Origin of the sequence: Methylosinus sp. sav-2 (genome assembly GCF_004366495.1) — a bacterium.
Classification (GTDB): domain Bacteria; phylum Pseudomonadota; class Alphaproteobacteria; order Rhizobiales; family Beijerinckiaceae; genus Methylosinus.
The window spans coordinates 718,840-743,336 of the sequence record NZ_SOEJ01000001.1; the positions used below are offsets into that span (position 1 = coordinate 718,840).

At 66.7% G+C, this 24,497-nt stretch carries 23 protein-coding genes and 1 pseudogene; 9 read left to right on the top strand and 15 right to left on the bottom strand.

Annotation, left to right across the window (positions count from 1 at the left end; genetic code table 11):
- Positions 1–2 precede the first annotated feature (2 nt).
- The 6 genes from EDE12_RS03305 to EDE12_RS03330 all read left to right on the top strand — a co-directional run bounded on the left by EDE12_RS03305 (position 3) and on the right by EDE12_RS03330 (position 5,559).
- Entirely contained in the window at positions 3–761 is a 759-nt protein-coding gene (locus tag EDE12_RS03305) for an ABC transporter ATP-binding protein (protein WP_026599701.1), read from the top strand.
- Positions 751–1,620 (top strand): metal ABC transporter permease, encoded by an 870-nt coding sequence (locus tag EDE12_RS03310; RefSeq protein WP_024878003.1) that lies wholly within the window; start codon positions 751–753, stop codon positions 1,618–1,620. The genes EDE12_RS03305 and EDE12_RS03310 overlap by 11 nt, the downstream gene beginning before the upstream one ends.
- A 3-nt stretch (positions 1,621–1,623) precedes the next feature.
- Positions 1,624–2,547 (top strand): metal ABC transporter substrate-binding protein, encoded by a 924-nt coding sequence (locus EDE12_RS03315; protein WP_134187979.1) that lies wholly within the window; start codon positions 1,624–1,626, stop codon positions 2,545–2,547.
- An 89-nt stretch (positions 2,548–2,636) separates the two neighbouring features.
- Positions 2,637–3,185 (top strand): DUF3617 family protein, encoded by a 549-nt coding sequence (locus tag EDE12_RS03320; RefSeq protein WP_024878001.1) that lies wholly within the window; start codon positions 2,637–2,639, stop codon positions 3,183–3,185.
- 10 nt (positions 3,186–3,195) lie between these two features.
- Positions 3,196–4,311 (top strand): GTP-binding protein, encoded by a 1,116-nt coding sequence (locus tag EDE12_RS03325; protein ID WP_026599699.1) that lies wholly within the window; start codon positions 3,196–3,198, stop codon positions 4,309–4,311.
- Between the two features lie 198 nt (positions 4,312–4,509).
- On the top strand, positions 4,510–5,559 hold the full coding sequence (locus tag EDE12_RS03330) for an alpha/beta hydrolase (protein WP_051592591.1): 1,050 nt from the start codon (positions 4,510–4,512) through the stop codon (positions 5,557–5,559).
- Positions 5,560–5,571: 12 nt separating this feature from the next.
- Here the strand turns inward: EDE12_RS03330 and EDE12_RS03335 are convergent, their stop codons facing one another.
- The 3 genes from EDE12_RS03335 to EDE12_RS03345 all read right to left on the bottom strand — a co-directional run bounded on the left by EDE12_RS03335 (position 5,572) and on the right by EDE12_RS03345 (position 8,974).
- On the bottom strand, positions 5,572–7,194 hold the full coding sequence (locus tag EDE12_RS03335) for an ABC-F family ATP-binding cassette domain-containing protein (RefSeq protein WP_024877998.1): 1,623 nt from the start codon (positions 7,192–7,194) through the stop codon (positions 5,572–5,574).
- A 126-nt stretch (positions 7,195–7,320) separates the two neighbouring features.
- Complete coding sequence (locus EDE12_RS03340; protein WP_024877997.1) at positions 7,321–7,728, bottom strand: bacteriohemerythrin; 408 nt, start codon at positions 7,726–7,728, stop codon at positions 7,321–7,323.
- A gap of 190 nt (positions 7,729–7,918) precedes the next feature.
- Entirely contained in the window at positions 7,919–8,974 is a 1,056-nt protein-coding gene (locus EDE12_RS03345; protein ID WP_026599698.1) for a hypothetical protein, read from the bottom strand.
- A 147-nt stretch (positions 8,975–9,121) separates the two neighbouring features.
- Between EDE12_RS03345 and EDE12_RS03350 the strand changes: the two genes are divergently transcribed.
- Complete coding sequence (locus tag EDE12_RS03350; RefSeq protein ID WP_026599697.1) at positions 9,122–9,310, top strand: hypothetical protein; 189 nt, start codon at positions 9,122–9,124, stop codon at positions 9,308–9,310.
- Between the two features lie 107 nt (positions 9,311–9,417).
- On the opposite strand, the gene EDE12_RS03355 is transcribed toward EDE12_RS03350, so the two are convergent.
- The 4 genes from EDE12_RS03355 to EDE12_RS03370 all read right to left on the bottom strand — a co-directional run bounded on the left by EDE12_RS03355 (position 9,418) and on the right by EDE12_RS03370 (position 14,145).
- The gene (locus EDE12_RS03355; protein WP_026599696.1) at positions 9,418–9,930 is read right to left on the bottom strand and encodes a CAP domain-containing protein; all 513 of its coding nucleotides are present in this window, start codon (positions 9,928–9,930) and stop codon (positions 9,418–9,420) included.
- 50 nt (positions 9,931–9,980) lie between these two features.
- Positions 9,981–12,638 (bottom strand): DUF3772 domain-containing protein, encoded by a 2,658-nt coding sequence (locus tag EDE12_RS03360; RefSeq protein ID WP_134187980.1) that lies wholly within the window; start codon positions 12,636–12,638, stop codon positions 9,981–9,983.
- A gap of 61 nt (positions 12,639–12,699) precedes the next feature.
- A complete protein-coding gene (locus tag EDE12_RS03365) occupies positions 12,700–13,833 on the bottom strand; it encodes a lysine-2,3-aminomutase-like protein (protein ID WP_026599694.1) in 1,134 nt (377 codons plus the stop codon).
- A gap of 60 nt (positions 13,834–13,893) precedes the next feature.
- Positions 13,894–14,145 carry a type II toxin-antitoxin system prevent-host-death family antitoxin gene (locus tag EDE12_RS03370; RefSeq protein WP_026599693.1) on the bottom strand — a complete coding sequence of 84 codons (252 nt, stop codon included), beginning with the start codon at positions 14,143–14,145 and terminating at the stop codon, positions 13,894–13,896.
- An 86-nt stretch (positions 14,146–14,231) separates the two neighbouring features.
- Between EDE12_RS03370 and EDE12_RS22195 the strand changes: the two are divergent.
- Positions 14,232–15,140, top strand: a pseudogene (locus EDE12_RS22195) (acyltransferase); the annotation flags it as partial.
- Between the two features lie 56 nt (positions 15,141–15,196).
- Here the strand turns inward: EDE12_RS22195 and epmA are convergent.
- Complete coding sequence (epmA, locus tag EDE12_RS03380) at positions 15,197–16,234, bottom strand: EF-P lysine aminoacylase EpmA (protein ID WP_134187981.1); 1,038 nt, start codon at positions 16,232–16,234, stop codon at positions 15,197–15,199.
- Positions 16,235–16,419: 185 nt separating this feature from the next.
- Here epmA and efp point away from each other — a divergent pair, with 185 nt between their 5' ends.
- Positions 16,420–16,989: an elongation factor P gene (gene efp / locus EDE12_RS03385; protein WP_024877988.1), complete on the top strand. Its 570-nt coding sequence runs from the start codon at positions 16,420–16,422 to the stop codon at positions 16,987–16,989.
- Positions 16,990–17,039: 50 nt separating this feature from the next.
- On the opposite strand, the gene EDE12_RS03390 is transcribed toward efp, so the two are convergent.
- The 7 genes from EDE12_RS03390 to EDE12_RS03420 form a co-directional block, all read right to left on the bottom strand.
- A complete protein-coding gene (locus tag EDE12_RS03390; protein ID WP_026599690.1) occupies positions 17,040–17,450 on the bottom strand; it encodes a very short patch repair endonuclease in 411 nt (136 codons plus the stop codon).
- A gap of 5 nt (positions 17,451–17,455) precedes the next feature.
- A complete protein-coding gene (locus tag EDE12_RS03395; protein WP_026599689.1) occupies positions 17,456–18,607 on the bottom strand; it encodes a DNA cytosine methyltransferase in 1,152 nt (383 codons plus the stop codon).
- 89 nt (positions 18,608–18,696) lie between these two features.
- Positions 18,697–19,185: a cytochrome c-type biogenesis protein gene (locus EDE12_RS03400; RefSeq protein ID WP_245275820.1), complete on the bottom strand. Its 489-nt coding sequence runs from the start codon at positions 19,183–19,185 to the stop codon at positions 18,697–18,699.
- A 173-nt stretch (positions 19,186–19,358) separates the two neighbouring features.
- A complete protein-coding gene (locus EDE12_RS03405) occupies positions 19,359–21,320 on the bottom strand; it encodes a heme lyase CcmF/NrfE family subunit (protein ID WP_026599688.1) in 1,962 nt (653 codons plus the stop codon).
- A 148-nt stretch (positions 21,321–21,468) separates the two neighbouring features.
- The gene (ccmE, locus tag EDE12_RS03410; RefSeq protein ID WP_026599687.1) at positions 21,469–21,909 is read right to left on the bottom strand and encodes a cytochrome c maturation protein CcmE; all 441 of its coding nucleotides are present in this window, start codon (positions 21,907–21,909) and stop codon (positions 21,469–21,471) included.
- A gap of 1 nt (position 21,910) precedes the next feature.
- Entirely contained in the window at positions 21,911–23,017 is a 1,107-nt protein-coding gene (gene ccmI, locus EDE12_RS03415; protein ID WP_026599686.1) for a c-type cytochrome biogenesis protein CcmI, read from the bottom strand.
- 58 nt (positions 23,018–23,075) lie between these two features.
- Positions 23,076–24,497: a deoxyribodipyrimidine photo-lyase gene (locus tag EDE12_RS03420; protein WP_026599685.1), complete on the bottom strand. Its 1,422-nt coding sequence runs from the start codon at positions 24,495–24,497 to the stop codon at positions 23,076–23,078.

Genomic DNA, 24,497 nt, shown 5'->3' on the forward strand with positions numbered 1-24,497 from the left:
GAATGAGCGCTGGCGCGATCCGGCTGGAGAATGTGACGCTCGGCTATGAGCGTCGCCCGGCCGTGCATCATATTTCCGGCGTCGTCGAGGCCGGCGCGGGGCTCGCCGTCTGTGGGCCGAACGGCGCCGGCAAATCCACTCTGCTCAAAGCGCTCGCCGGCCTGTTGACGCCGCTCGGCGGTCGCATCGTCTATGACGGCCTCGCATTGCGCGATATCGCCTATCTGCCGCAATCCGCCGAGATCGATCACGCCTTTCCGATAGATGTGCTGGATTTCGTCTCCATGGGCGCGATGCGCCGCATCGGGCTTTTCGGCCGCGTCGGCGCGGCGGAGCGCGCCCGCATCGCATCGGCGCTCGCCGCGGTCGGCCTCGAGGGTTTCGAGGACCGCGCGATCGGCACGCTCTCCGGCGGCCAGATGCAGCGCGTGCTGTTCGCGCGGCTGCTGGTCGAGGATTGCCCGGTCATTCTGCTCGACGAGCCTTTCGGCGCCATAGACGCCCGAACCATCGACGATCTGGTGAAGATCATCGCCCGCTGGCGGGAGGAGGGCCGCACCGTCATCGCGGTTCTGCACGAGCTCGATCTCGCCCGCCGCGCCTTTCCGCAGGCGCTGCTGCTGGCGCGCGAGCCGATCTTCTGGGGCGCGACGCGAGAGGCGCTGTCCGAGGCGCATCTCGCGCAGGCGAGCCACATGGTCGAAGCGTACGATCGCGAGGCCGAGGAATGCCGGCGCGACGAGACTCCCCATGCTGCATGAGCTCTTCATCGCGCCTTTCGTCGATTACGAATTCATGCGCCGCGCGCTGGTCGGCGCAATTGCTTTGTCGATCTCCGGCTGCCCGCTCGGCGTCTTCCTGATTCTGCGCCGCATGTCGCTGGCCGGCGACGCGCTCTCGCACGCCATTCTGCCCGGCGCGGCGCTCGGCTATCTCGCCTGCGGCCTGTCGCTGCCGGCCATGACCTTCGGCGGCCTGCTCGCCGGCCTCGCCGTCGCGGTGGCGTCGAGCGCGGCGGCGCGCTGGACGGCCCTGCGCGAGGACGCCTCGCTCGCGGCTTTCTATCTCGTCTCGCTGGCGCTCGGCGTCGCGCTCGTCTCGCTCAAGGGCTCGAATGTCGATCTCCTGCATGTGCTGTTCGGCTCGGTGCTGGCGCTCGACGACGCCACGCTGATCTTCCTCGCCGCCATTGCGAGCTTCACTCTGTCGGCGCTCGCGCTCGCCTATCGGGCGCTGGCGCTGGACACTTTCGATCCGCTCTTCGCCCGCCGCGTCAGCCCGCTGGGGGAATGGATTCCCTTCGCCTTTCTGGCGCTGGTGGTGCTCAATCTGGTGGCCGGCTTCCATGCGCTCGGCACGCTGATGGCGGTCGGAATCATCATGCTGCCGGCCGCCTCGGCGCGTCTGTGGACGCGCGATCTCACCGGGGCGCTGCCGTTGGCGGCGGCGATCGGCGCGGCCTCTTCTTATTTCGGCCTCGTCCTGTCCTTCCGCACGGGCCTCGCCGCGGGACCCGTGATCATCCTCATGGCGGGCGGCGCTTATTTCCTCTCTTTGATTTTCGGAAAGACCGGCGGCGTGATTCGCTTGCGGAGGCCCAAGCGACATTTGGAGGGGTGACGCATGGAATCATCGCGCGCGACGTCCTCGCATTTTTGCCTTTTGTCGCGTCGCGCCGTGCTGGCGACGCTCGCGCTCCTCGCCTCGCCGCTGCGCGCCCAGCCTGCGCCGCCGCCGCCGCCGAGGCTGCCTGTCGTCGCCAGCTTTTCCATTCTCGGCGATCTCGTCCGCATCGTCGGCGGCGACCGCATCGACGTCACGACCATCGTCGGACCGAACGGCGACGCCCATGTCTATCAGCCGAGCCCGCAGGACGGACGTCGCCTCGCCGCGGCCAAGCTCGTTTTCGTCAACGGCCTCGGCTTCGAAGGCTGGATCGACCGGCTCGTCGCCGCCTCCAAGACCAAAGCCCGCATCGTCACCGCGAGCCGCGCCGTCACGCCGCGCAAGGAAGGGGAGGGTATCGACCCGCACGCCTGGCAGGATGTGGCCAATGTCAAAATCTATGTCGCCAACATAAGAGACGCGCTGGTCGAGGCCGATCCGGACGGCGCCGAGCGTTACAAGGCCAATGCCGCGGAATATCTCCATGCGCTCGGCGGGCTCGACGCCGAGATCGTCGCGGCGATCGGCGCCATTCCGCGGGCGCGCCGCCGCGTCGTCTCCACCCATGACGCTTTCGGCTATTTCGCGGCGCGCTATGGCGTGGAGTTCATCGCGCCGCAGGGCGTCTCCACCGACGCCGAGGCGAGCGCGCGGGACATCGCCCGCATCGTCGATGCGGTGAAGGCGCATAAGGTCGCGGCCGTGTTCCTCGAGAATATCGTCGATCCGCGCTTCGCCAAGCGCATCGCCGCGGAGACGGGGGCCAAGGTCGGCGGCACGCTCTATTCGGACGCGCTCTCCCCGCCGGACGGCCCGGCGCCGAGCTATCTCCGGCTGATGCGCTTCAATGTGAAGCAGTTGACCGAGGCGCTCGCGTCCTGAGGCTCACGGTCGCCCGACGATTTTCGGCCGGATTTTCGTTTATACTATTCTCAGGCGCGCTGGCGATCCCGCGCCCTGGAGCCTGTCCCATGCGATTTCACCTGTCTCTCGGCGCCGCTTTTTGCGTGCTCTGTCTTCCTGTCTTTTCGCCTGTCCTTCCGGCCGCCGCGGATGAGACGCCGCGCCGCAAGCCCGGCCTTTGGCGCATGGAGCATGTCATGCAGGGCGCGCCCTCGCCGAGCGGCGAGGTGGAAATGTGCATCGACGAGAAGACGGACGACATTCTGCGCCAGAACATCGGCGAAAACGGGCCGAAATGTGAGAAGCTGAGCTTCACCCGCGACGGCGATAAATATCGCGTCAGCTCGGTCTGCAAGCTCGACAAGTCGGTGACGAAGACGGAAGGCGTTTTCACCGGGAGCTTCGACTCCGCCTATCGCGGCGAGCTTCACATCACTTATACGCCGCCGATCCATAACCTCGCCTCCGCGGATATGGTGCTCGAGGCGAAGTGGCTCGGTCCGTGCAAGCCGGGCCAGAAGCCGGGCGACATCGTGATGCCGGGGCTGCAGGGCGGACAAATGAACATGCAGGAACTCATGAAGAAGCGCGATCAGCTTCGCAAGAACGCGCAATAGGAGAACCGCCTTGACCGACAAGATTCCCGTCACCGTCCTCACCGGCTATCTCGGCGCCGGCAAGACGACTCTGCTGAACCGCATCCTCACCGAGCAGCACGGACGGCGCTACGCCGTCATCGTCAATGAGTTCGGCGAGATCGGCATAGACAATGACCTCGTCGTCGGCGCCGACGAAGAAATCTTCGAGATGAACAATGGCTGCATCTGCTGCACCGTGCGCGGCGATCTCATCCGCATCATCGAAGGTCTGCTGAAGCGCCGCGGCAAGTTCGACGCCATTATCGTGGAGACGACCGGCGTCGCCGATCCGGCGCCGGTCGCGCAGACCTTCTTTGTCGATGCGGATGTGAAGGCGGCGGCGCGGCTCGACGCGGTGGTGACGCTCGCCGACGCCAAATTTCTGGCCCAGCGCCTCGCCGATGCGCCGGAGGCGAAGAATCAGATCGCCTTCGCCGATGTGATCGTGCTGAACAAGACCGATCTCGTCACGCGCGAGGAGCTGGCCGAGGTCGAGGGCCGCATTCGCGCCATCAATCCTTATGCGACGCTGCATCATGCGGTGAAGGCGCAAGTGCCGATCGAGGCGGTGCTGGAGCGCAATGCTTTCGATCTCGATCGCATATTGGAGATAGAGCCGCGCTTCCTCGAGGCGGAGAATCACGATCATCACGATCATGATCACGGCCATCAAGAGCATGGCCATGACCATGAGTGCGGGCCGGATTGCGGCCACGATCATCACGAGCACGAGCATCATGACCATCATGAGCACGCGCATCACGACGATCACGGCCATGGGCTGAAGCATTATCACGATGAGGAGATGGGCTCGGTCTCCATCCTCCACGAGGGCGAGCTCGATCCCAATGTCTTCGTGCCCTGGCTCAATGAGTTCGTTCAGCGCGAGGGCGCGGATATTCTGCGCTGCAAGGGCATCGTCGCCTTCACCAACGAGCCCAAGCGCTTCGTCTTCCAGGGCGTGCATATGATTCTGGACGGCGATCTGCAGCGCGACTGGCGCCCCGACGAGAAACGCAGCGCGCGCCTCGTCTTCATCGGCCGCAAGCTGAAGGAAGAGACGATCCGCGAGTGCTTCGAGAAAGATGTGCTGCGGCGGATGTGATCTTTCCGCAATTCGGCGCGCGGCGGGGGTCTCTCGCCGCGCGTTTCCTCGCAGGGAGAGCGAGCGCCTCCCTTTCGGCGCCGACGAGTCATCGGATAGAAACAGTCATCGCGATCGAGCAAAGCATTAGAAAAGCGTCTCGCGCATTCTGCTCCGCTCGAGACGTGGCGCCGCCCGTCTTGCGATCGGGGTGAAAGCTTGAAGGAATCGCTCGCGCATTGCGCTGTGGCGGGATTGCTGCTGGTCGCGCTGCTGCGGCCGACGTCGGCGGCCGATCCGGCCCACACTTCCGCCTATGCTTGGGTTCCCGAAACGATTTCGACGGACGGCAAGCGGCTGCTGGCGAAAATCGGCGGCGATCACGCCATCATCCCCACTTTGCCGGAGCCCGGCGATCATGATGGCTGGGCGCGGCTGCAGGCGGCGGCCGCTGCGGCGCGCGAGGTCGATCTCGCCGCCTTGCGGGCAAAGGGCGTCGCCGTGTCGCGAATCGAGACCGACGGCGTCTCCTATTTCGACATTGCGCCAAACGGGCTCGTCGATGACGGATCGGTCGTCGTCTATCTCCATGGCGGCGCCTTCGTGTATTTCGACGCGCGTGGCGCGCTCGAGGGAATGGCGAAGCTCGCGCGCGTCTTCGGCCGTCGCATCGTCGTCGTCGATTATCGACTCGCGCCGGCGGCGAAATGGCCGCAGATCACGGGAGATGTGGTCGCCGTCGTCAAGCGCCTGCTCGCCGGCGGCGCGCAAATGCGGCGCATCGCCATGTTCGGCGATTCCGCCGGCGGCAATCTCGCTGTCGCGACGACGCTGAAGATGCGCGACGAAGGCCTCGGCCTGCCGGGCGCCGTGGCGACATGGTCGCTGACGGCCGATTTTCGCAACGCCGCCGACACGCGCGTCACGCTGCGCGACGCCGATCCGATCATGTCCTATGAGCGCCAGATCAAAAACGCCATGCTCGCCTATGCGGATGAGAAGGATTGGGCGCATCCTCATGTCTCGCCGGTCCATGGCGATTTCGAGAAAGGCTTTCCGCCCGCTCTCATTCAGGTGGGCACGCGGGAAATTCTGCTCAGCGATTCGGTGCGACTGTATCAGGCGATCGAAGCGGCGGGGGGAACCGCCAAGCTCGACGTCTATGAAGGCATGCCGCATGTGTTCCAGGGGCAGATTCCGAACGCGCCGGAATCGCGCCTCGCCGTCGCCAAGATGAAAGCCTTTTTCGACCGGCATCTCGCGCGCTGAGCGAGGCCACGCTCACCCGTGCACGCCCGGCGCCTCGCGCCCGGTGCGGGCGACATATTCCGTATAGCCGCCGCCGAACTGATGCACGCCCTCCGGCGTCACCTCCAGCACGCGATTGGAGAGCGACGCCAGAAAGCGCCGGTCGTGCGAGACGAACAGCATGGCGCCCTCATAGGCCGCGAGCGCCTCGACCAGCATCTCCTTGGTGCCGAGATCGAGATGGTTCGTCGGCTCGTCCAGCACCAGGAAATTCGGCGGGTCATAGAGCATTTTCGCCATCACCAGCCGCGCCTTCTCGCCGCCGGAGAGCACGCGGCATTTCTTCTCCACATCATCGCCGGAAAAGCCGAAGCAGCCGGCGAGCGTGCGCAGCGCGCCTTGTCCCGCTTGCGGAAATGCGTCCTCCAGCGCCTCGAAGACGCTGTGCTCGCCGTTCAGCAGTTCCATGGCGTGCTGGGCGAAATAGCCCATCTTCACATTGGCGCCGAGCGCCGCCGCGCCTTCGTCCGGCTGGGCGGCGCCGGCGATGAGCTTCAATAGCGTGGATTTTCCGGCGCCATTGACGCCCATCACGCACCAGCGCTCCCTGCGCCGCACCTGAAAATCGAGGCCCTCGTAAATGCTGCGCGAGCCATAGCGCTTGGAGACGCGCGAGAGCGTCGCCACCTCCTCGCCGGAGCGCGGCGCCGGCGCGAATTCGAAAGCGACCGATTGGCGCCGGCGCGGCGGCTCGACGCGCTCGATCTTGTCGAGCTTCTTCACGCGGCTCTGCACCTGCGCGGCATGCGAGGCGCGCGCCTTGAAGCGCTCGATGAATTTGATCTCCTTGGCGAGCATGGCCTGCTGCCGCTCGAATTGCGCCTGCTGCTGCAATTCATTCTGCGCGCGCTGGCGCTCGTAGAATTCATAATCGCCGGAATAGGAGTTGAGCGAGCCGCCGTCGATCTCGATGATCTTGCCGACGATGCGATTCATGAACTCGCGATCATGCGAGGTCATCAGCAGCGCGCCGGGGTAGCCTTTCAAAAATCCTTCGAGCCAGATCAGGCTCTCGATATCGAGATGGTTGCTCGGCTCGTCGAGCAGCATGGCGTCCGGGCGCATCAGCAGAATGCGCGCCAGCGCGACGCGCATCTTCCAGCCGCCGGAGAGCGCGCCGACGTCGCCGTCCATCATCTCTTGGCTGAAGCCGAGACCCGCCAGCACCTCGCGCGCGCGACCGTCCAGCGCATAGCCGTCCAGCTCCTCGAAACGCGCCTGGACCTCGCCATAGCGCTCGAGGATCGCGTCGAAATTCTCTGCGGCGTCGGGATCGGCCATGGCGGCCTCGAGCTCGGCCAGCTCGGCGGCGACGGCGCTCACCGGGCCTGCGCCGTCCATCACCTCGGCGACGGCGCTGCGGCCGGCCATTTCGCCGACATCCTGGTTGAAATAGCCGATGGTGACGCCGCGATCGACCGACACCTGGCCCTCATCCGGCCGCTCCTGGCCCGCGATCATGCGGAAGAGCGTCGTCTTGCCGGCGCCATTGGGGCCGACCAGTCCGACCTTCTCGCCGGGAAGCAGCGCCGCCGACGTTTCGATGAAGAGGAGCTGCTGGCCGTTCTGCTTGCTGATGTTCTCGAGGCGTATCATGTCCGCGCGCTTATCTGTGAATTGCGCGGGTCTTATGACATAGCGAGGCGGATTCCAGAAACCGGGCCGTCTCGGTCGATCTCGTCCTCTCCCCGCTGGCGCGGGGAGAGGAAAACCGCGCGCGTCTTACGCGACGCCCTTCTCATTGAGGAAGGAGCCGTAGAGCTTGTCGATTTTCGGAATATGATCGGTCAGCCAGCCGACGAGAAAGGCCGCCGTATCGGCGGTCACTTCCGCCTCGCCGGCGTGGAACTTCTTCTGCAGATCGAGCGCTGCGGCGACCAGCTTGTCGTGCTCGGCCTTGTGGCCCGGAAAGGCCGGATAGCCATAGGCTTCGAAATTCGCTTCTTCCGAGGCGAAATGCTCGGCCACATAAGCGATGAGCGCGTCGAGATCGCGGCCAACGGCGTCGCGGTCGCCGCTCGCGACCGCATCGCCGAGAACATTCAGCAGACGGAAAATTTCCTGATGCTCTATGTCATGCTTGGAGACGTTGGTGGCGAATTGCTCGGGCGTCCAGGTGATGAGCGACATGCCTTTTCCTCCATCGAATGATTGGTTCGATCGAGGCGCGCCGCGACCGAACGAAGAGTCGCGTAAAGGGCGCGTCGCCGCACGTCGTTGATGAGCGTCAATAAAGGACGAATTGCCGCTGCGGCATGATGCGGCCTTAGGGGCGCGCCAGACGAGAGCGAGCCTTAGAGGCTCGCATCTCGAGCAGCTGTCACGCCTGCGCTTTGGCGGCCTGGCTCTTCTGCCTGCGCCTGCGCTTCTGCTCTACGGCGCCGGGGCGCGCGGAAGCGGCGGCGGCGCGCTCCTTCTCCTGGCGCAGCGAGCCGGTCATGGCGGCGACGAGCCTTTGCGCGGCGCGCGGCGGCGTCGAGCGCATCAGCGCGATGAGAGAGCGTATGCGCTCCACATCCGGCGAGGCGCGCTCGGAGCCGAGGAAAATGCGGATCGCCGTGTCCTCGCATACGCCGAGCGCGAGCAGGGCGAGCGCCAGCGCCTCGCCGCTCTTGTCCATGAGAATGGCGCGCGCGCGCGACTTGCGGCAGTCGAGCGCTTCCGCCAGCGCCTCGGCCAGACCCTCGAAATCGCGCGCGACGGCGCAGGCGTCGATCTCCTCGGCCAGCGCCGGCGCGGGCCGCGCGACATATTCCGGCCCATTCGAGACGAGAGCCTGCGTCGCCGCCTCCAGCAAGATGCGCGAGCGCTCGCCGGAATCGGCGGCGAGGAACAGCGCTTCCGGGTCCACCGCGAGATCGGCGCGGTCCAGCAATATGCGGGCGAGCCGCAGATCGTCGCGCGCCGCCTGCAGCAGCGAGCGCCGCGCCGCCTGATCGAGATGCAGGCGCCGGTTGGCGGCGAGCGCGCAGAGCACCTCGCTCTCGCCGCGCGAGGCGAGGCCGGCGACGATCTTGCGCTCCAGCGAGGAGCGGCGGGCGATGGCGACGGCGAGCTCCGCGGAGCCATGCTCGGCGAGCGCGCGCACGAGGCCGGCGTGAATGACCGGCGCATATTCTATGGCGATGCGCGAGACGCGCCCGCCTTTGTCCAGCAGCCGCGCGACGATTCCGCGCGGCGTGTCCGGATGGCGGCACAACTCCAAAGCCCGCTCGGCGACCACATCGGCGTCGAGCACATCGATGAAGCCTCCGACGAGCGTCTCGAACTGCTCTATATCGGCCGCCGGATGCAGCGGACGCGCGACGAACTGGTCGACGATCTCGCGGAACAGAGCCGCCTCGGCCTTCCGATTTTCGCTTTCGCCTCGTGGCATATACGCACCAATCGCAAACTTAATACACGAACAGCGATTTTAGCGCGTGGACATTGACGCAACATTAACCCTCGGCGGCCCCTAATCGACCGATCGCGCGATTTGCGCGGTTCATTTCGGGGGCCGGTTCATTGCGGGGGCGATGAAATGGGCGAGCTCATAGCCTTCTCCTCTCGCGCGAGGTCGGCGGCCGTCGCGCCGCCCATCGTCGGCGAGGCGCAAATTCTTTTCTTTCTGGGCGTGCGCTATGTGCGGCCGGAGGATGCGGCGACCAAAACGCCGGGCGGCGGCGGCAAGGCGACGGGCGGCGGCCGCAAGCGCAAGCGCCGGGCGTGATCCTTTAGAGCGCTTTCTGATCGAACGGAATCGTTCGATCGATCAGAATTCGCTCCCAATAGAGAAATGAGAGCGTCATCCGATCCGATTGGATCGGATAAAACGCTCTAGTCGGCGAGGATCAGCGCCCAATAGACCTTGTATTTCGCATTGGGCGCATAGGCGGTCGCAATGCCCATGCGCGTCGCTTTCTTCATCAGCAAATTCTTATTGTGCGGCGGCGACTGCCGCCATCCCGAGAACGCCTCGGCGAGCGTGTGATAGCCGGCCGAGACATTCTCCGCCGCGCTGACGCTGCGCATTCCGCGCGCGGTGAGGCGCATGTTCAGCGTTCCGCGCACCTCATGGCTCAGCGAATTGGCGGAGGCCATGGCGCTCGCCTGCGCCTGCGCGGCCTCTTGCAGCGAGGCGTCCAGCGCCAGCGCCGAGAGCCCATTGTTGCTGCGATAGAGCGAGATCATGTCCCGCGCCGCCTCGGCGTCGACGCGCGCGTTCGGCGCGGCGAGCGAGCGATAGAAGCTCGGCTGCTCGGGCTCTTTCGGCAGACGGCTCTCGCTCGTGCAGGATGCGAGCGCGAGCAGCGCCGCGGCCGGCGCGAGGAAGCGAAGGGAGTGAGACATGCGCTTTCGTCTGTGAGCGGAAGGAAGCGGAACGCGCGCGCCTTCTACACTCATTCGCCGGCGACCGCATAGTCCCGCTCACGTGTGGTCTCCAGCGCGCGCGGCGATGGCGCGAAAGGCTCCAGCCCCATCACCTGCACCACCGCCGGCGCCGGCGCGGGGGCGGAAATCTTCACTTCCGCCTCGGCGAAGCGGCGATAAATGTCGAAGAGCAGATCGCTCTTCACCCGCGTCGCCTGCTCGACATCCTCGACATAGCACCACAGCTCGAAACGGAAGGCCGTCTGCTCCATGGAGAGGAACATCACTTGCGGCGCCGGAATGCGCAGCAGCCCGTCCTGCGCCTTGGCGGCGGCGAGCAATAGCTCCCGAATCTGCTCGGGATCGACGCCCGAATGCGGGGCGATGGCGATTTTGATGCGGCCGATGCGATCGTTGCGCAACCAATTCTTAACCACGCCGGAAACGAGATTGGAATTGGGCACGATCATCGTCGCGCGATCGAATGTCTCGATCTCGGTGGAGCGCACATTGATGCGCTTCACATAGCCCTGCTCGTCGCCGAGCACGACCCAATCGCCGACGCGGATCGCCCGCTCCCACAGCAGGATGAGGCCGGAGACGAAATTATTGACGATCGACTGCAGGCCGAAGCCGATGCCGACCGACAGCGCGCCCGCGACGATGGCGAGCCGCTCGAGGCTGAGGCCGAGCTCGGCCAGCGCCACAGAGACGGCGAGAATGAATCCGGCATAGCCGAGGCTGGCGCCGATGGAATGGCGCAGGCCCATGTCGAGCCGCGTCAGCGGCAGCAGGCGCTGATCGAGCCAGCGGCGCAGCGCCTTGGTCGCCCCGTAGGTGAGCGCGAAGAGGGCGAGCGCCGTCGCCATGCCGGCCGGCGAGATGGTGACTTCGCCGATCTTGAAGCCGGCATAGGCTGTCTGCAGATTGCCGAAGAAATCGCCGGATTGGAATCCATATGGCACCAGCGCGACGAAGAGCGCGAAGGCGTAGAGGCCGAGCGTCGCGACGCCGGTCAACACCACAGCGAGCTGGCAGAGCGATTCTTGCCTCGCGCCGAAACCGGAGACGAGGGTCCGCCCGAGCGGCGTCTCCGGCTGGAAGAGGCGCTGAAGGCCGGTCTCGACGAAGGCGAGCAGGAGAAAGAGCGCCGTGCCGACCGCCGCGAGCCAGGCGAGCTGCAACACCAGAAAGTTGGCGAAGGCGACATAGCCCGCCGCGAGCGCGCCCGTGATGACGACGATCTCCACCCAGGCGAGCAGACGAAGGGCGTAGATCCGGTCGCGCCCCTCGAGATCGGCGCCGGGGTCGCCCTCGCATGTCTCATGGCGCGTGGCGACGGTGACGATGAGAAAGACGATGGCGATGAACAAGGCGCCGGCGCCGCGCGTCAGCACGATCACCGGAAGGCTCGCCTGCACGAATTCGGCGATCTGCTCCAGAACGCGCGTCGCCGCGGCGACGAAGCCGATGAGAACCGCGAGATAGAGCATCCGCCGCGAGAGCCGATCGCCTAAGCCGACGAGCCGCCATTGTGGCAGGCCCGGCGCCAGCAGTCCGCGCGCGAGGCCATAGGAAACGGCGACGAAAGTCACGGATTCGGACAGTCGCCGGCCGAGGGGCGCGAGAACGGCGTCCTCGAGCTGAAAGCCGTCGAGCGCCAAAGCGATGGCCGCGACGATGGCGATCGGCAGCGCTGCGGTCACAATGGTCGTCGTCAACGCCGCCGCTGCCTTGTGGAACCGATCCGGCGCCTCGACCGCCGCCTCGCGCTTCGAGAAGCGGCGGGCGAAGAGAATCGCCGGGACGCCGAGCAGCAGCGTGAAAAATATCGTCGCCAGAAAAGTCTCGATCTGCCCATTGCGCAGCCGCGCCGAGACGGCCTCTCCGCGCTGTTCCAGCAGCAGGCCGAAGACCTTGGCGTCATAGGGAAGCTCCTGCAGAGCGGCGCTCCACAGTGCGGGCGAGAACAGACCGCTGGTGCGCAGGAACAGCGTCTTGGCGAAGAGCGACCGCTGCCGCGCGCGGATCACCAGAGCGGTCTGCCGCGTCTCGATCGACAGCGCCCTCGCGCGCTTCAGCGTCGCGTCCACCTCTTCATAGAGCTTTTTCTGCTCGGCGAATTCGGCGTTGACGCTCGCCGTCGCCAGCGAGCCGCTATCCACCGCCGGAGCGGGGGCAGGCGCGGGCGCGGGGACGGCCGTGGGCAGAGAGCGCGTCTCGGCCGAGGCTCTGGCGATGATGGCTCTGCCATTGCCGGGCGCGCGCGCGCCTTTGCCGGGGGCGGGCTCCTCCTTCTTGGGCGGCGCCTCGGCCGGAGCCGGCGGCGGGGCGGCCGCGGGCGCCTCCTTCGTCTCGCCGGCGGGCTTGGCCGGGCCGGACAGCTCGTCGAGCCGCGCCTGCAAGGCGGCGAGGCGCGGCGTCAGCCGGTCGATCACATCCTGCAGCTCGGCCGGCAGCGCATCGACCCGATCGCGCAGGCTCCTGAGCGTGGCGTCATTGAGCGAGGGATCGGCGAGGGCGGTCTCCACTTCCTCGAGCGTCGCGCGGGCGGCGTCGAGCCGCGTGTTGAACTGCTCGAGCGTGGAAGAGGGCTCCGCGGCGACAGCGGCGCCGGCGAAGAAGAGGATGAGGCAGAGGGCGAGAAAACGGCGCAAGGCGAAGCTTTCGTTGATGAGACGAGCCATATACGCGCAATGAGACGAACAATTTGCCAATCTTGCGGCGACGCCGACGGCGGGGCGCCATCTATTGGCCGCGATCTCCCGCCGGATAGGGCCTTCGCTCTCCGGCGCGGTCGCGGACGAGCCAGCCGCCGTCTGCATCGCGCTCGAGATGAGATTGCTGAAGCGGAACCTTACCGTAGCCGCCGGGAATGTCGAGAACGTAAGAGGGAAGCGCGACGCCCGAGACCCGTCGCGCCAGCTCCGCATAGAGCGCCTGCCCGCGCTCCAGCGAGAGGCGGAAATGGCCGGTGCCCGGCGCGAGATCGGGATGGTGCAAATAGTAGGGCTTGATCTGCGCCGTCACCAGAGCGCGCATCAGCTGCTCGAGCGTGTCGGCCGCGTCGTTGACGCCGGCGAGCAGCACGGTCTGCGCCAGAGTCGAAACGCCCGCGCTCTGGATGCCGGCCACGGCCTCGCGCGCCGCGGCCGACAGCTCGCGGGCGTGATTGACGTGCAGCACCATATAGACGGCCTTGCCGCTCGCCTTCAGCGCCGCCAGCCGCTCCTGCGTGACGAGGCGCGGCGCGGCGATCGGAACGCGCGTGTGGACGCGCAGCACGGCGACATGCGGAATGGCGGCGAGCTTTTCGGCGACCATGCGCAGCCGCCGGGCCGAGAGCGCCAGCGGATCGCCGCCGGTGAGAATGACCTCGAAAATCTGCGGCCGCTCAGCGACATAGGCGAGCGCTTTGTCCACGGCCTCGTCGGAGAGCATGGCGCCCTTGCCGAGACCGACGGTCTCGCGGCGAAAGCAGAAGCGGCAATAGACCGGGCAGACCGAGAGCAGCTTCAGCAGCACGCGATCGGGATAGCGATGCACCAGCCCTTCCACCGGGCTGAAGGCGTCGTCGCCGATCGGATCGGCCCGCTCCTCCTGGCGCGTCTCCAGCTCGCGGAGGTCGGGCAGAAATTGCCGGGCGATCGGGTCCGCAGGATCGGCGCTGTCGATCAGCGCGGCGATTTCCGGCGTCACGGCGACGCTATAGCGCGCCTCGACGGCCGCCAGCGTCGCCGCTCGCGCCGGCTCCACCAGCCCGGCGGCGGCGAGCTCGGCCACGGAGGTCGCGGTCGCGGCGCGCGGCGAGCCGGAGCCCTGCGGCACCAGAATCGTCTCGTCGCTCCGCTCCAGGCGATAACGGGCGCTGTCCTCGGTCATCGGGCCGCTTATACGGCCGAATTCACGCGTGGCAACGGGACTTTCGGCGGCGTGACGCGCTCAATTTCGCGAGCGCGAGCCGAAGAGCCGCTCGATCTCCGGCGCGCCCATGCGATCGGAATCGTCGGGCGTCTGAAAATGGCCGGCCATGAAGCCGAGCCTTTCGACTCGGCCAGACGGCGTCGCCGCGAACGCCGAGACCTCGACGAGGGGCTCGCCGTCTTTTGCAACGACGAAGGATTCTCCGCGAGCCGCCTCGTCGACGAGCTGTGAGAGGCGTCGTTTCGCTTCGTGGATGTCGATGACGCGCATGGCGGCGATGCTATCCCGGGCGGTTCGCCGTGACGAGGGATATTCGCTTATAGTGTCGCAGCACGTCCCCTCGTTCTCGAGCCCCTATGCCGGTCACCACCCAAAACGCGCCATGGGAGATTCTGGCGCTGCTGCGCTTCTTCCTCGCCTTCGTGGTCCTGTCCGGGCATTTGAGCTGGTATCCGGCGGCCTCCGGCGGCTTTGTCGAGACATTCGACGATTTCGGCGGCAAGGCCGCGGTGCTCGGCTTTTTGCTGATGTCCGGCTTTTCCATCGCCGCCTCGCTGGAGCGCGAGGAAAAAGGCTTCTATCTGAGGCGCTTGCTGCGCATCTATCCGCTCTATCTCGGGGCGGTGGCGCTGTCGCTGCTGGTCGAGGCCGCCACGAACGGCCATGTCCAGATCGGCGCCTTCTCGATCGAGGGCGAGAAGTATTCGGCCGCGCTCGGCAATCTGTTTTTCCTGCAGGCTTTTTTCGTGCGGCCTCTGCAATTCGACGGGCCGCTGTGGTCGCTGGCGATAGAGGTCTTCTATTATCTGCTCGCGCCCTTCTTCCGGCGCCTCGAGCAAAAGCGCCTGCTCGCGCTGATGGCTCTGTCCCTCTTCTGCTTTCTGCTGCCGCGTAGCGCCGATTTCGGCCTCGCCTATCGGGCGCTGCTCAAATCCAATGCGCTGGATTTTCTCTGGTGCTGGCTGCTCGGCTTTCTTTTGTGGTGGGAGCGGTCCGTCGCGACGCTCGGCTTCGCCGTCCTCGGCGCGGCGGCGGTGCGCTTCGGGCCGATGACGCCGGAGCCCTTGGCCGTCGTCACTTTTCTCGCGCCGCTCGCCGCGCTTCTCCTTCGCGGCAGGATCGCCTTTCCGCAGCGGCTGCGCGGAGTGGCCGCCTATCTCGGGGCCTTCTCCTATCCGCTCTATCTTTTCCATTTTCCGGCGATGATCATGGGCTATGCGATCTTCGGCCTTCGCGCGCCGGAGGCGCTGCTGGCTCTCGCGCTGGCGACGGCGCTGCTCGCATTCCACGCCATCGATCGGCAGCGCGAAAGGCGCGGCGGCTACGTCCCCTTTTCCGCCACCGGCGTCCATAAAACCTGCTCGATGCGCTCCGCCCCGCTGGCCAGCATGACCAGCCGATCGAAGCCGAGCGCTATGCCGCTCGCCGGCGGCATATGGGCCAGCGCTTCGAGGAAATCCTCATCCACCGGATAGCGGTCGCCATAGATGCGGGCGCGCTTTTCCATCTGCTCCTCGAAACGGCGGCGCTGCTCGGCCGGGTCGGTCAGCTCACCGAAGCCATTGGCGAGCTCCACCCCGCAGGCGAAAAGCTCGAAGCGTTCGGCGAAGCGCGGGTCGTCGGCCTTGGGCCGGGCCAGCGCCGCCTCGCTCGCCGGATAGTCGCAGAGCAGGGTCGCGCGCGCCCGGCCGAGCTGCGGCTCCACTTTCTCGGAGAGAATCTTGCTGAAGAGGTCGGACCAATCATCGTCCTCGGCGACGCGTATCCCGTCCAGCGCGGCGGCGCGGGCGAGGCCGTCGCGGTCGCCGAGCAGCGTGGCGAGGTCCATGCCGGCGTAGCGGTCGAAGGCCTCGCGGCAGGAGATCGCCTCCGGCTCCTCATAAGGGTCGACGCTCGCGCCTCTATAGGCGAATCGCTCGACGCCCAGCGCCTCGGCCGCGGCGGCGAGCAGGCCGGCGCAATCCTCCATCAGCCGCTCCGGCGGCTCATTCGCCCTATACCATTCCAGCATGGTGAATTCGGGATGGTGGAGGGCGCTGCGCTCGCGGTTGCGGAACACGCGGGCGAAGGTGAAGATGCGCTCCTCCCCCGCCGCCAGCAGCTTTTTGCAGGAAAATTCCGGCGACGTATGGAGATAGAGCCGGCTCGCCTCACCTGCGTCGGAGACGAGATCGACGCCGAAAGCCGAAATATGGGTCTCATTGCCGGGCGAGAGCTGAAGGGCCGCCGTCTCCACCTCGGCAAAGCCTTGGGTAGAGAAAAACTGCCGCAGGGCGGCGGCGATCCGCGCGCGAGCCTTGAGAAATGGCTTGCGATCGGCGTAAACATCCCTGGCCCACCAGGGCGACACTCGCGTCATTCGTCGGGCCATCATGGGTTCGAGGGCGGCGGCCGGGTCCCGCGCGAGAGGCGCGGACGAGCCTTTTTCGAGCGATCTGATCGCTCCAATGCGAATCGGACCCTTTTTTGATCCGACCGGATCAGAAAAGGGTCCGAGCCGTTCATAGACCGGCCGAACGCGGCCAGCAATCGAGGATAAAACACGTGAAAGTCATCGCCAGCTCGATCCGAAAGGGCAATATCATCGAGAAGGAGGACGGCCATCTCTATGTCGTTCTGAAGGCCGAGAGCTTCTTCCCCGGCAAGGGCACGCCCACGACGCAGATCGACATGCGCCGCCTTTCCGACGGGGTGAAGGTCGCCGACCGCTACAAGACCACCGAGCAGGTCGAGCGGGCCTTCGTCGAGGATCAGGATTTCAGCTATCTCTTCGGCGACGACGATGGCTTCACCTTCATGAACACCGCGACCTATGATCAGGTCATCGTGCCCAAGGATGTGCTCGGCGATCAGGCGCAATGGCTGCAGGAAGGCATGGTCTGCATTCTGTCGCTGTTCAATGGCGTGGCGGTTGGAATCCAGCTCCCGGCGCGCGTCACGCTCGAGATCACCGAGACCGAGCCGGCGATGAAGGGCCAGACGGCCTCCTCTTCCTACAAGCCCGCCATCGCCTCCAATGGCGCCCGCGTGATGGTGCCGCCGCATATTCAGGCCGGCACGCGCATCGTCATCCAGACGGAAGACGGCTCTTACGTCGAGCGCGCGAAGGATTGATTCGAGCGAATAGCGAGTAGGGAGTAGCGAATAGAGCTTCCTTCTATTCGCTATTCGCTATTCGCTAAGAACTCCCGCAGCTTCGCTTCCAGCGCCGCGCGGTCCTTCAGCTCGCATTCCCACACGATGAGCGCGCGCCAGCCGAGGCTCGCGAGCTTTTCCTGATGCGCAATGTCGCGCGCGCGATTGCGCGCGATCTTGGCGCGCCAATAGTCGGCGTTGGTTTTCGGCATTCGCGCGCCGCGCGCGCAATCATGTCCGTGCCAGAAGCAGCCATGCACGAATATGGCGCGCTTTCTCCCGACATAGGCGATATCGGGATTGCCCGGCACATCCTTGCGATGCAGCCGATAATGCGGCGCGAAGCCGCGTAGCAGCGCGCGCACCGCTTTTTCGGGAGAGGTGTCGCGCGATTTCACCGCGCGCATGATGGCGGAGCGTTTGGCGGGGTCTTCCGCCATCGCCGTCAGGCGGCGGCTCTCGAGAGGCCGCGCAGCGCGATGAGCAGCGGCTCGAGAATTTGCGCCGCTATATGGCGCGCCACGGGCGCGACGACGCCGTCGCCGGTGAGGTGATAGGCCTCATTGTAATTGCGCGGCAGCTGGTAATCCTCGGGCAGGCCCATCAGCCGCGCCGTCTCGCGCGCGGAAATCAATCGCGAGCGCACGCGGCCTTTCTCGACGATCAGCACGATTTGTCGGCTGGAGCCGCCGGCGGGCGTGCGCAGGCAGCCGGCGAGATCGTCGAAACGCGCCTCGGCGCGCTGCATCTTCTCGCCATCGGCGCCATAGCGCGTGCGGCGATAGAGCGTTCCCACCATGCGCCGCCCGGCGCGCTTCGCCGCCTCCACCTTGGCGCGATTGAGATCGCTCATCTTGGCGAGCAGCGCTTGCGTCTCCTCGCGATCATGCCAGGCGACGCCTTCCGGCCTGTCGTCGATAATATCGGCGAGGCGCGTGTTGCGCGCGGCGGGCGCGGCGAGGCGCCACCAAATCCAGTTCTCGCGTAGCGCGCGCGGCAGGCGCTCCTGCGCCGTGAGCAGCGCGCGCGTATGCCAGAGCGGCGAGGGCTCCGCCGTCGTCAGCTCGGCGGGAGCGACGAAATCGCCATGCAGCGCGACGATGAACAAGCGTGGCCGCGATTGCGGCACGAACAGCGCGGCGTCTATGACCAGCGCGCCGAAGCGATAGCCTTCGCCGGCGAGCGCGCCGCAGAGCGATTCGAAATCCTTCCCCCCATGCGATGTCAGCGCGCCGCAGACATTCTCCAGCACCAGCAGCGGCGGATGCCGTCCTTCCTTGCGCAGCGCTTTGACGATCTCGAAAAAGGGCCAGAAGGTTCCCGAGCGCTCGCCCTTCAGCCCAGCGCCGGCGCCGGCGAGCGAGAGGTCCTGACAGGGGAAGGAGGCCCAGACGAGATCGGCGCGGCCGGGCAGATCGGCGGTCGTCACCTTGCGCACATCGCCGGGGAAGAGTTCCTCGCCGCCCCAATTGGCGCGATAGGTCCCGCATTTCTTCAGGTCGAAATCATTGGCGAAGAGGCATCGCCAGCCGGCGCCGAGTCCGGCGCGCGCCATGCCGCCGCCAGCGAAGAATTCGTAATAGCTCGGTCTGTCCATGCGGCGAGTCTAGCGCGATTCGAGAGGCCGCGACATGCCCCCTCCCCAGCCCTCCCCCGCTATGCGGGAGAGAGGGCGGACTCGGCGCTTCATGAAGGTTGCGCGTCGCCTTTGCCGCTTCCCTCTCCGGGGTCACTTCGAGAGGGAGGGGGCTCCACGCCTAGCGCCTGCAATTGCGCGCGTTCTTCCGCAGTGAGCATCGCTGGATCGATGCGCCGACGCCCGCGGCGCACGGCGGCGAAGATCGCCCAGACGCCGCCGATCAGCGCCAGCGCCGGAGCGGCCCAGAGCAGCAGAGTCTCCCGCTTCACCGGCGGGCGCAGCAGCATGAAATCGCCGTAGCGCGCCACAACATAATCGCGCACCTCGGCGTCGCTCGCGCCGTCCTTCAGCCGCTCGCGCACGATGACGCGCAGGTCCTTGGCGAGCGGCGCGTCGGAATCGTCGATGGATTGGTTTTGGCAGACGAGGCAGCGCAATTCGCTGGCGATGGCGCGCGCGCGCGCCTCGAGCTTGGGATCGGCGAGCTTTTCGGACGGCTCCACCGCGAGGGCGGGAGACAGGAGCGCCGTGCTCAACAGAAACGCGGAAACAATGTGCGCGATTCCCCTCTCCCGCTTGCGGGAGAGGGTGGCTCGACGAAGTCGAGTCGGGTGAGGGCCTGCGGGACCCTCATCCGACCCCGCTTCGCGGGGCCACCTTCTCCCACGAGTGGGAGAAGGAAGAAGGGAGAGATTCCGCGCCATTCCCATCACTCCGCGGCCTGTGGCTGCGCAGCCGTGCGGGCGCGGCTGGCGACGCCGATGCGCAGGCGGCGATCGGCGAGCGACAGGCCGCCGCCGAGCGCCATCACCACCGCGCCGAGCCAGATCAGCAACACCAGCGGCTTGTAATAGAGCCGCGCGTCCAGCGTGCCGTCCTCATGCTGCTCGCCGAGCGCCGCATAGACCTGCCCGAGGCCGAGCGTGACGATGCCCGCCTCCGTGCGCGCCATGCGCCGCGCCTGATAGAAGCGCTTCGCCGGCTCTATGCGCGCGATGGTCTCGCCACCCTTGCGCAGCGCCATGACGGCGTAAGTTTCCGCATAATTGGGGCCGGCGCGCGAGGCGATGTCCTCGATCGTGATTTGGTAGGGGCCGACCTCTTGGGCGACGCCCGGCTTCATGGCGACGATCTGCTCGACGCCCCAGCCGGTCGCGGCGAGGCCGAGCAGCGACAGGCCCATTCCCGCATGGGCGATCGACGTTCCCCAGGCCGAGAGCGGTAGCCCGCGCAAACGTGCGAGCGCATTTCCTTGCGCGACGCGCTGCGCAATGTCGGTGAAGGCGCCAATGACGAGATAGACGGCGAGCCCGGCGCTCACAATGGAGAGAACCGGCGCGCCATAGAGCGCGCCGAAAGCGGCCAGCGCGACGACGCCCGCCGCAAAGGCCGCGCGCAGCCGTTGCAAGGCGGCGAGGAGATCGCCGCGCTTCCAGGCGAGCATTTGGCCGATCGGCATCAGCAGCACGAGCGGCAGAGCGATCGGGATCAGCACCGTGTCGAAGAAAGGCGCGCCGACGGAAATTTTGTCGCCGGTCAGCGCCTCCAGCGCCAGCGGATAGAGCGTGCCGATGACGACCGTCGCGCAGGCGACGGTCAGCAGCAGATTATTGACGACCAGCGCGCCCTCGCGCGAGATCGGCGCGAAGAGGCCGCCCGTCGGCAGAGCGCTGGCCCGAAAAGCGAACAGCGCCAGCGCGCCGCCGATGAAGGCGACGAGTATGGCGAGAATGAACACGCCGCGCTGCGGATCGCTGGCGAAAGCGTGCACCGAGGTGAGCACGCCGGAGCGCACGAGGAATGTGCCGAGCAGCGACAGCGAGAAGGCGAGAATGGAGAGGAAGATCGTCCACACCTTCAGCGCCTCGCGCTTCTCCATCACCGCCGCGCAATGCAGCAGCGCCGTGCCGGCGAGCCAGGGCATGAGCGAGGCGTTCTCGACCGGATCCCAGAACCAGAAGCCGCCCCAGCCGAGCGTGTAATAGGCCCAGTAGGAGCCCATTGCGATGCCGAGCGTCAGGAATATCCAGGCGGCGAGCGTCCATGGCCGCACGAAGCGCGCCCAGGCGGCGTCTATGCGTCCGCCGATCAGAGCCGCAGCGGCGAAGGAGAAGACGATCGAGAAGCCGACATAGCCGAGATAGAGCAGCGGCGGATGAATGGCGAGGCCAGGGTCTTGCAGAATCGGGTTGAGGTCGCGCCCCTGCCACGGCGGATCGGCGACGCGCGCGAAGGGATTGGAGGTGAGCAGGATGAAGGCGAGAAAGGCCGCGCCCATCAATCCCTGCACGGCGAGCGTGTCGGCGCGCAGCAAATCCGGCATGGCGCGCGAGAGCAGAGCGATGGCCGCGCCGCAGGAGGAGAGCACGAGCACCCACAGCAGCATGGAGCCTTCGTGATTTCCCCACACGCCGGAGATTTTATAGATCATCGGCTTTAAGGAATGGGAGTTCTCGATCACATTGACGAGCGAGAAATCCGAGACGACATGCGCATAGGTCAGCGCGCCATAGGCCGTGGCGACGAGGAGAAATTGCGCCACCGCCACAGGGCGCGCGACGCGCATCAGCGACACATCGCGAAGCCGCGCGCCGACGAAGGGAAGAATGGCCTGCGCCAGCGCGAGAGCCAGCGCCAGAACGAGCGCGAAATGGCCGGTCTCGACGATCATATCTTCACCCCTCCCGAGGCGTGATGGCGAACGAAGCGATGCGAGAGCGCGGGCGCGGCTCTGGATTGCTTCGTCGCTTCGCTCGCAATGACGGCTTCGTCATTGCGAGCGAAGCGAAGCAATCCAGGGCCGCGGGGCGTTCCGTGACTCACTTCTTCTCTCCCTGCCACACGCCCTGCTTTTTCAGCGAGTCGGCGACTTCGCGCGGCATGTAGCGCTCGTCGTGCTTGGCCAGCACGCTGTCGGCGCGAAAGGCGCCGTCGGCGCCGAGCGTCCCATCGACGACGACGCCCTGTCCCTCGCGGAAGAGGTCCGGCAGCAGGCCCTTATAGGTGACGCCGAGATCGGCGGTTCTGTCGGTGACGGTGAAGGCGACATTGCGATCATCGCCGCGCTGCACCGAGCCTTCCTTCACCAGCCCGCCGATGCGCAGCCGCGTTCCCGGCGCGACATGCTTTTGCGCGAGCTCGGCCGGCGAATAGAAGAACACGATATTGTCGCGCAGCGCGAACAGCACCAGCCCGACGGCGATAGCGAGAACCGCGAGCGCGCCGGAGATGAGCGCGAGCCTCTTGCCCTTGCGAGTCATGTCAACCTCCAACGCCCAATTCGCGCGCCAGCGCATCGACGCGGGCGAGCCCGTCCTTGTCCTGCGCGAGCGCCTTGTGGGCGCCGTCGAGCGCGGTCTTGGCCTTTTCCGTCTCGGCCAGCACGCTATAGGCGCGAATGAGCCGTAGCCAGCCCTCGACATCGGCGCCGTCCTGCTCGAGCTTGCCGCGCAGCCGCTCCACCATTGTGCGAATGGCGTCCGTTCGCTGCGCCTCGGGCATTGCTGCGATCTTCGCGCCTTCCTCGCTCGCCGGCGCGGATTCGGGCGCAGGCGCGCCGCGCAATTGCGCGAGCAGCGTTTCGACGCGCGGACGCCAGGGGGCGTCGGCTGGACCGTCGGCGAGCAGCTCGGACCAGACCTGCTCGGCCTTTTCGCGCGCGCCCGTCTGCGCCGCCTCGAGGCCCTTGTAGAAGCGCGCCATGGCGGATTTCGGGTCGAGCGCCAGCGCCGCATCGAACTCGCTCATGGCCTCCGCCGTCACGCGGCCTTCCGAGGCCAGCACGCGCGCTTCGCCCAGCGCATTGTGGCGATGCGGCGTCGGCCCCAGCAGGCGCAGCGCTTTCTCATAGGCGGCGGCGGCCTCGGCCGGGCGGCCATTGCGCAGATAGAAGGGCGCAATCACCTCATAGCCGCGTCCATCCTCGGGATGTTCGGCGAGATGCGCCTCGATGCGCGCCACGGCGCTCGCTATGTCGGTGTGGCCGGGCTTGGCCTCCAGCCGCGCCTCGAGCGAGGCGTCCGGCAGATCGGGACGGCCGAGCTTGCCATAGAGCAGCAGAGTGAGAGCGGGGATCAGAATGATCGCGCTCGCCGCCGCCACAATGGCGTTGCGGCGGGAGGAGGCGGCGGCGCCAGAGCTCACGCCGCGGGCGCGCAGCAGGCGGCGGGCGGCCTCGGTCCGCGCGGTCTCGGCGTCGGCGGCGGAAAGGCGCCCCTCGGCGCTCTCGCGCCCGATCTCAGCGATCTGCTCCTCGAAAAAGGCGATGTCGGGGGCGGCGGCGTCGGCGGCGTCGCTTTTGCGGGCGAGCGGCCATAGCACGCTCATGACTGCGGCGCCGGTCAGTAGAGCGAAGAGAAGCCAGATCATGGCCCGGCTGTTTAGAGGGAATCCGACTAAGAGGGAAGGGAGATAGAATTTCCGCACGTCATCGCGAGCGGAGCGTGGCGAAAGCTTCGAGCGCTCTTTGGCGCGCGGCGGCGTGATCGACGATAGGGTGCGGATAGGTCTCGCCGAGCGTGACGCCGGCCTCGCGCAGAATGCGCTCCGGCGCGGCCCAGGGCTTGTGGATGTATTTGGCGCCGAGCTGCGCCAGCTCCGGGACGAAGCGGCGGATGAAAGCGCCGTCGGGATCGAATTTCTCGCCCTGCAGCACGGGATTGAAGATGCGGAAATAAGGCGCGGCGTCGGCGCCGCAGCCGGCGACCCATTGCCAATTGCCGGAATTATTGGCGAGATCGGCGTCGACCAGCGTGTCCCAGAACCAGCTTTCGCCCTCCCGCCAGGGAAGCAGCAGATGCTTCACCAGAAAGGAGGCGGCGACCATGCGCAGGCGATTGTGCATGAAGCCCGTGCGCCACAGCTGGCGCATGGCGGCGTCGACCAGCGGATAGCCGGTCTCGCCTTTTCGCCAGGCGGCGAGGGCGCCTGCGTCATTCGCCCAGGGGAAGCGCGCGAAGGATTTGTCGAGCGGCGCCTCCGGCATATCGGGATGGGCGGCGAGCAGATGGTGGCAAAATTCCCGCCAGCCGAGCTCGCGCAGAAAGGCGAGGCGGCCTTCTTGCGGAGCGTCGATAGTCGCGCTCCATATCTGCAATGGCGTAATCTCGCCCCAATGGAGATGCGGCGAGAGGCGGGAGGCGCCGTCCCTCGCCGGAAAATCCCGCAGCAGAGCATAGGCGTCTATGCCATCGCGCAGAAAAGCGGCGAGGCGGCGATGCGCGCCGGCCTCGCCCGGCCGCCAGCTCTCGCGCAGGCCTTGCGCCCAATCCGGCTTTTTCGGCTGCAGCCGCCAATCGTCGAGCCGATCGCTCGCGGGCGCGGGCGCTGCGTGGAGCTTCTTCGGCGCGGGGAGAGGCGGCGCCGGCTGCAGAAGCTCGGCGAGCGCGCGCCAGAAGGGCGTGAAGACGCGGAAGGGCTTCCCTTGCGCATTGCAGACCGAGCCCGGCTCTGCGAGCAGCGCGCCGGGGAAGCTTTGCGCGGTGACGCCCTTCTCGCGCAACTTTGCCTGGAGCTGCGCGTCGCGCGCTATTGCCCAGGGCTCATAGATTCGGTTGCAATAGACGGCGGCGGCGCCGGTCTCCGCGGCGAGACGCAGCAATTCCGCCTGCGCGTCGCCGCGCCGCAGCGTCAGCGGCGCGCCGCGCTTTTCGAGATCGCGCGAGAGGGCGGCGAGGCTCTCGCGCAGCCACCAGCGCGAGGCGCCGCCGAGCCGCCATTCGCCGCCTTCGTCCTCGTCCAGAATGAAGGCGGCGATGAGCGGCGCGCCGGAGGCGGCGGCGGCGCTCAGGGCGGAATTATCGGCGAGCCGAAGATCGCGCCGAAACCAGACTATGGCCGGCGCGCTCAA

Bases quoted from the DNA above. Each gene is read 5' to 3' on its own strand.
- EDE12_RS03305 (WP_026599701.1), top strand. From the start codon at position 3: ATGAGCGCTGGCGCGATCCGGCTGGAGAATGTGACGCTCGGCTATGAG.
- EDE12_RS03310 (WP_024878003.1), top strand. From the start codon at position 751: ATGCTGCATGAGCTCTTCATCGCGCCTTTCGTCGATTACGAATTCATG.
- EDE12_RS03315 (WP_134187979.1), top strand. From the start codon at position 1,624: ATGGAATCATCGCGCGCGACGTCCTCGCATTTTTGCCTTTTGTCGCGT.
- EDE12_RS03320 (WP_024878001.1), top strand. From the start codon at position 2,637: ATGCGATTTCACCTGTCTCTCGGCGCCGCTTTTTGCGTGCTCTGTCTT.
- EDE12_RS03335 (WP_024877998.1), bottom strand. From the start codon at position 7,194: ATGATACGCCTCGAGAACATCAGCAAGCAGAACGGCCAGCAGCTCCTC.
- EDE12_RS03340 (WP_024877997.1), bottom strand. From the start codon at position 7,728: ATGTCGCTCATCACCTGGACGCCCGAGCAATTCGCCACCAACGTCTCC.
- EDE12_RS03345 (WP_026599698.1), bottom strand. From the start codon at position 8,974: ATGCCACGAGGCGAAAGCGAAAATCGGAAGGCCGAGGCGGCTCTGTTC.
- EDE12_RS03350 (WP_026599697.1), top strand. From the start codon at position 9,122: ATGGGCGAGCTCATAGCCTTCTCCTCTCGCGCGAGGTCGGCGGCCGTC.
- EDE12_RS03355 (WP_026599696.1), bottom strand. From the start codon at position 9,930: ATGTCTCACTCCCTTCGCTTCCTCGCGCCGGCCGCGGCGCTGCTCGCG.
- EDE12_RS03360 (WP_134187980.1), bottom strand. From the start codon at position 12,638: ATGGCTCGTCTCATCAACGAAAGCTTCGCCTTGCGCCGTTTTCTCGCC.
- EDE12_RS03365 (WP_026599694.1), bottom strand. From the start codon at position 13,833: ATGACCGAGGACAGCGCCCGTTATCGCCTGGAGCGGAGCGACGAGACG.
- EDE12_RS03370 (WP_026599693.1), bottom strand. From the start codon at position 14,145: ATGCGCGTCATCGACATCCACGAAGCGAAACGACGCCTCTCACAGCTC.
- epmA (WP_134187981.1), bottom strand. From the start codon at position 16,234: ATGACGCGAGTGTCGCCCTGGTGGGCCAGGGATGTTTACGCCGATCGC.
- EDE12_RS03390 (WP_026599690.1), bottom strand. From the start codon at position 17,450: ATGGCGGAAGACCCCGCCAAACGCTCCGCCATCATGCGCGCGGTGAAA.
- EDE12_RS03395 (WP_026599689.1), bottom strand. From the start codon at position 18,607: ATGGACAGACCGAGCTATTACGAATTCTTCGCTGGCGGCGGCATGGCG.
- EDE12_RS03405 (WP_026599688.1), bottom strand. From the start codon at position 21,320: ATGATCGTCGAGACCGGCCATTTCGCGCTCGTTCTGGCGCTGGCTCTC.
- ccmE (WP_026599687.1), bottom strand. From the start codon at position 21,909: ATGACTCGCAAGGGCAAGAGGCTCGCGCTCATCTCCGGCGCGCTCGCG.
- ccmI (WP_026599686.1), bottom strand. From the start codon at position 23,017: ATGATCTGGCTTCTCTTCGCTCTACTGACCGGCGCCGCAGTCATGAGC.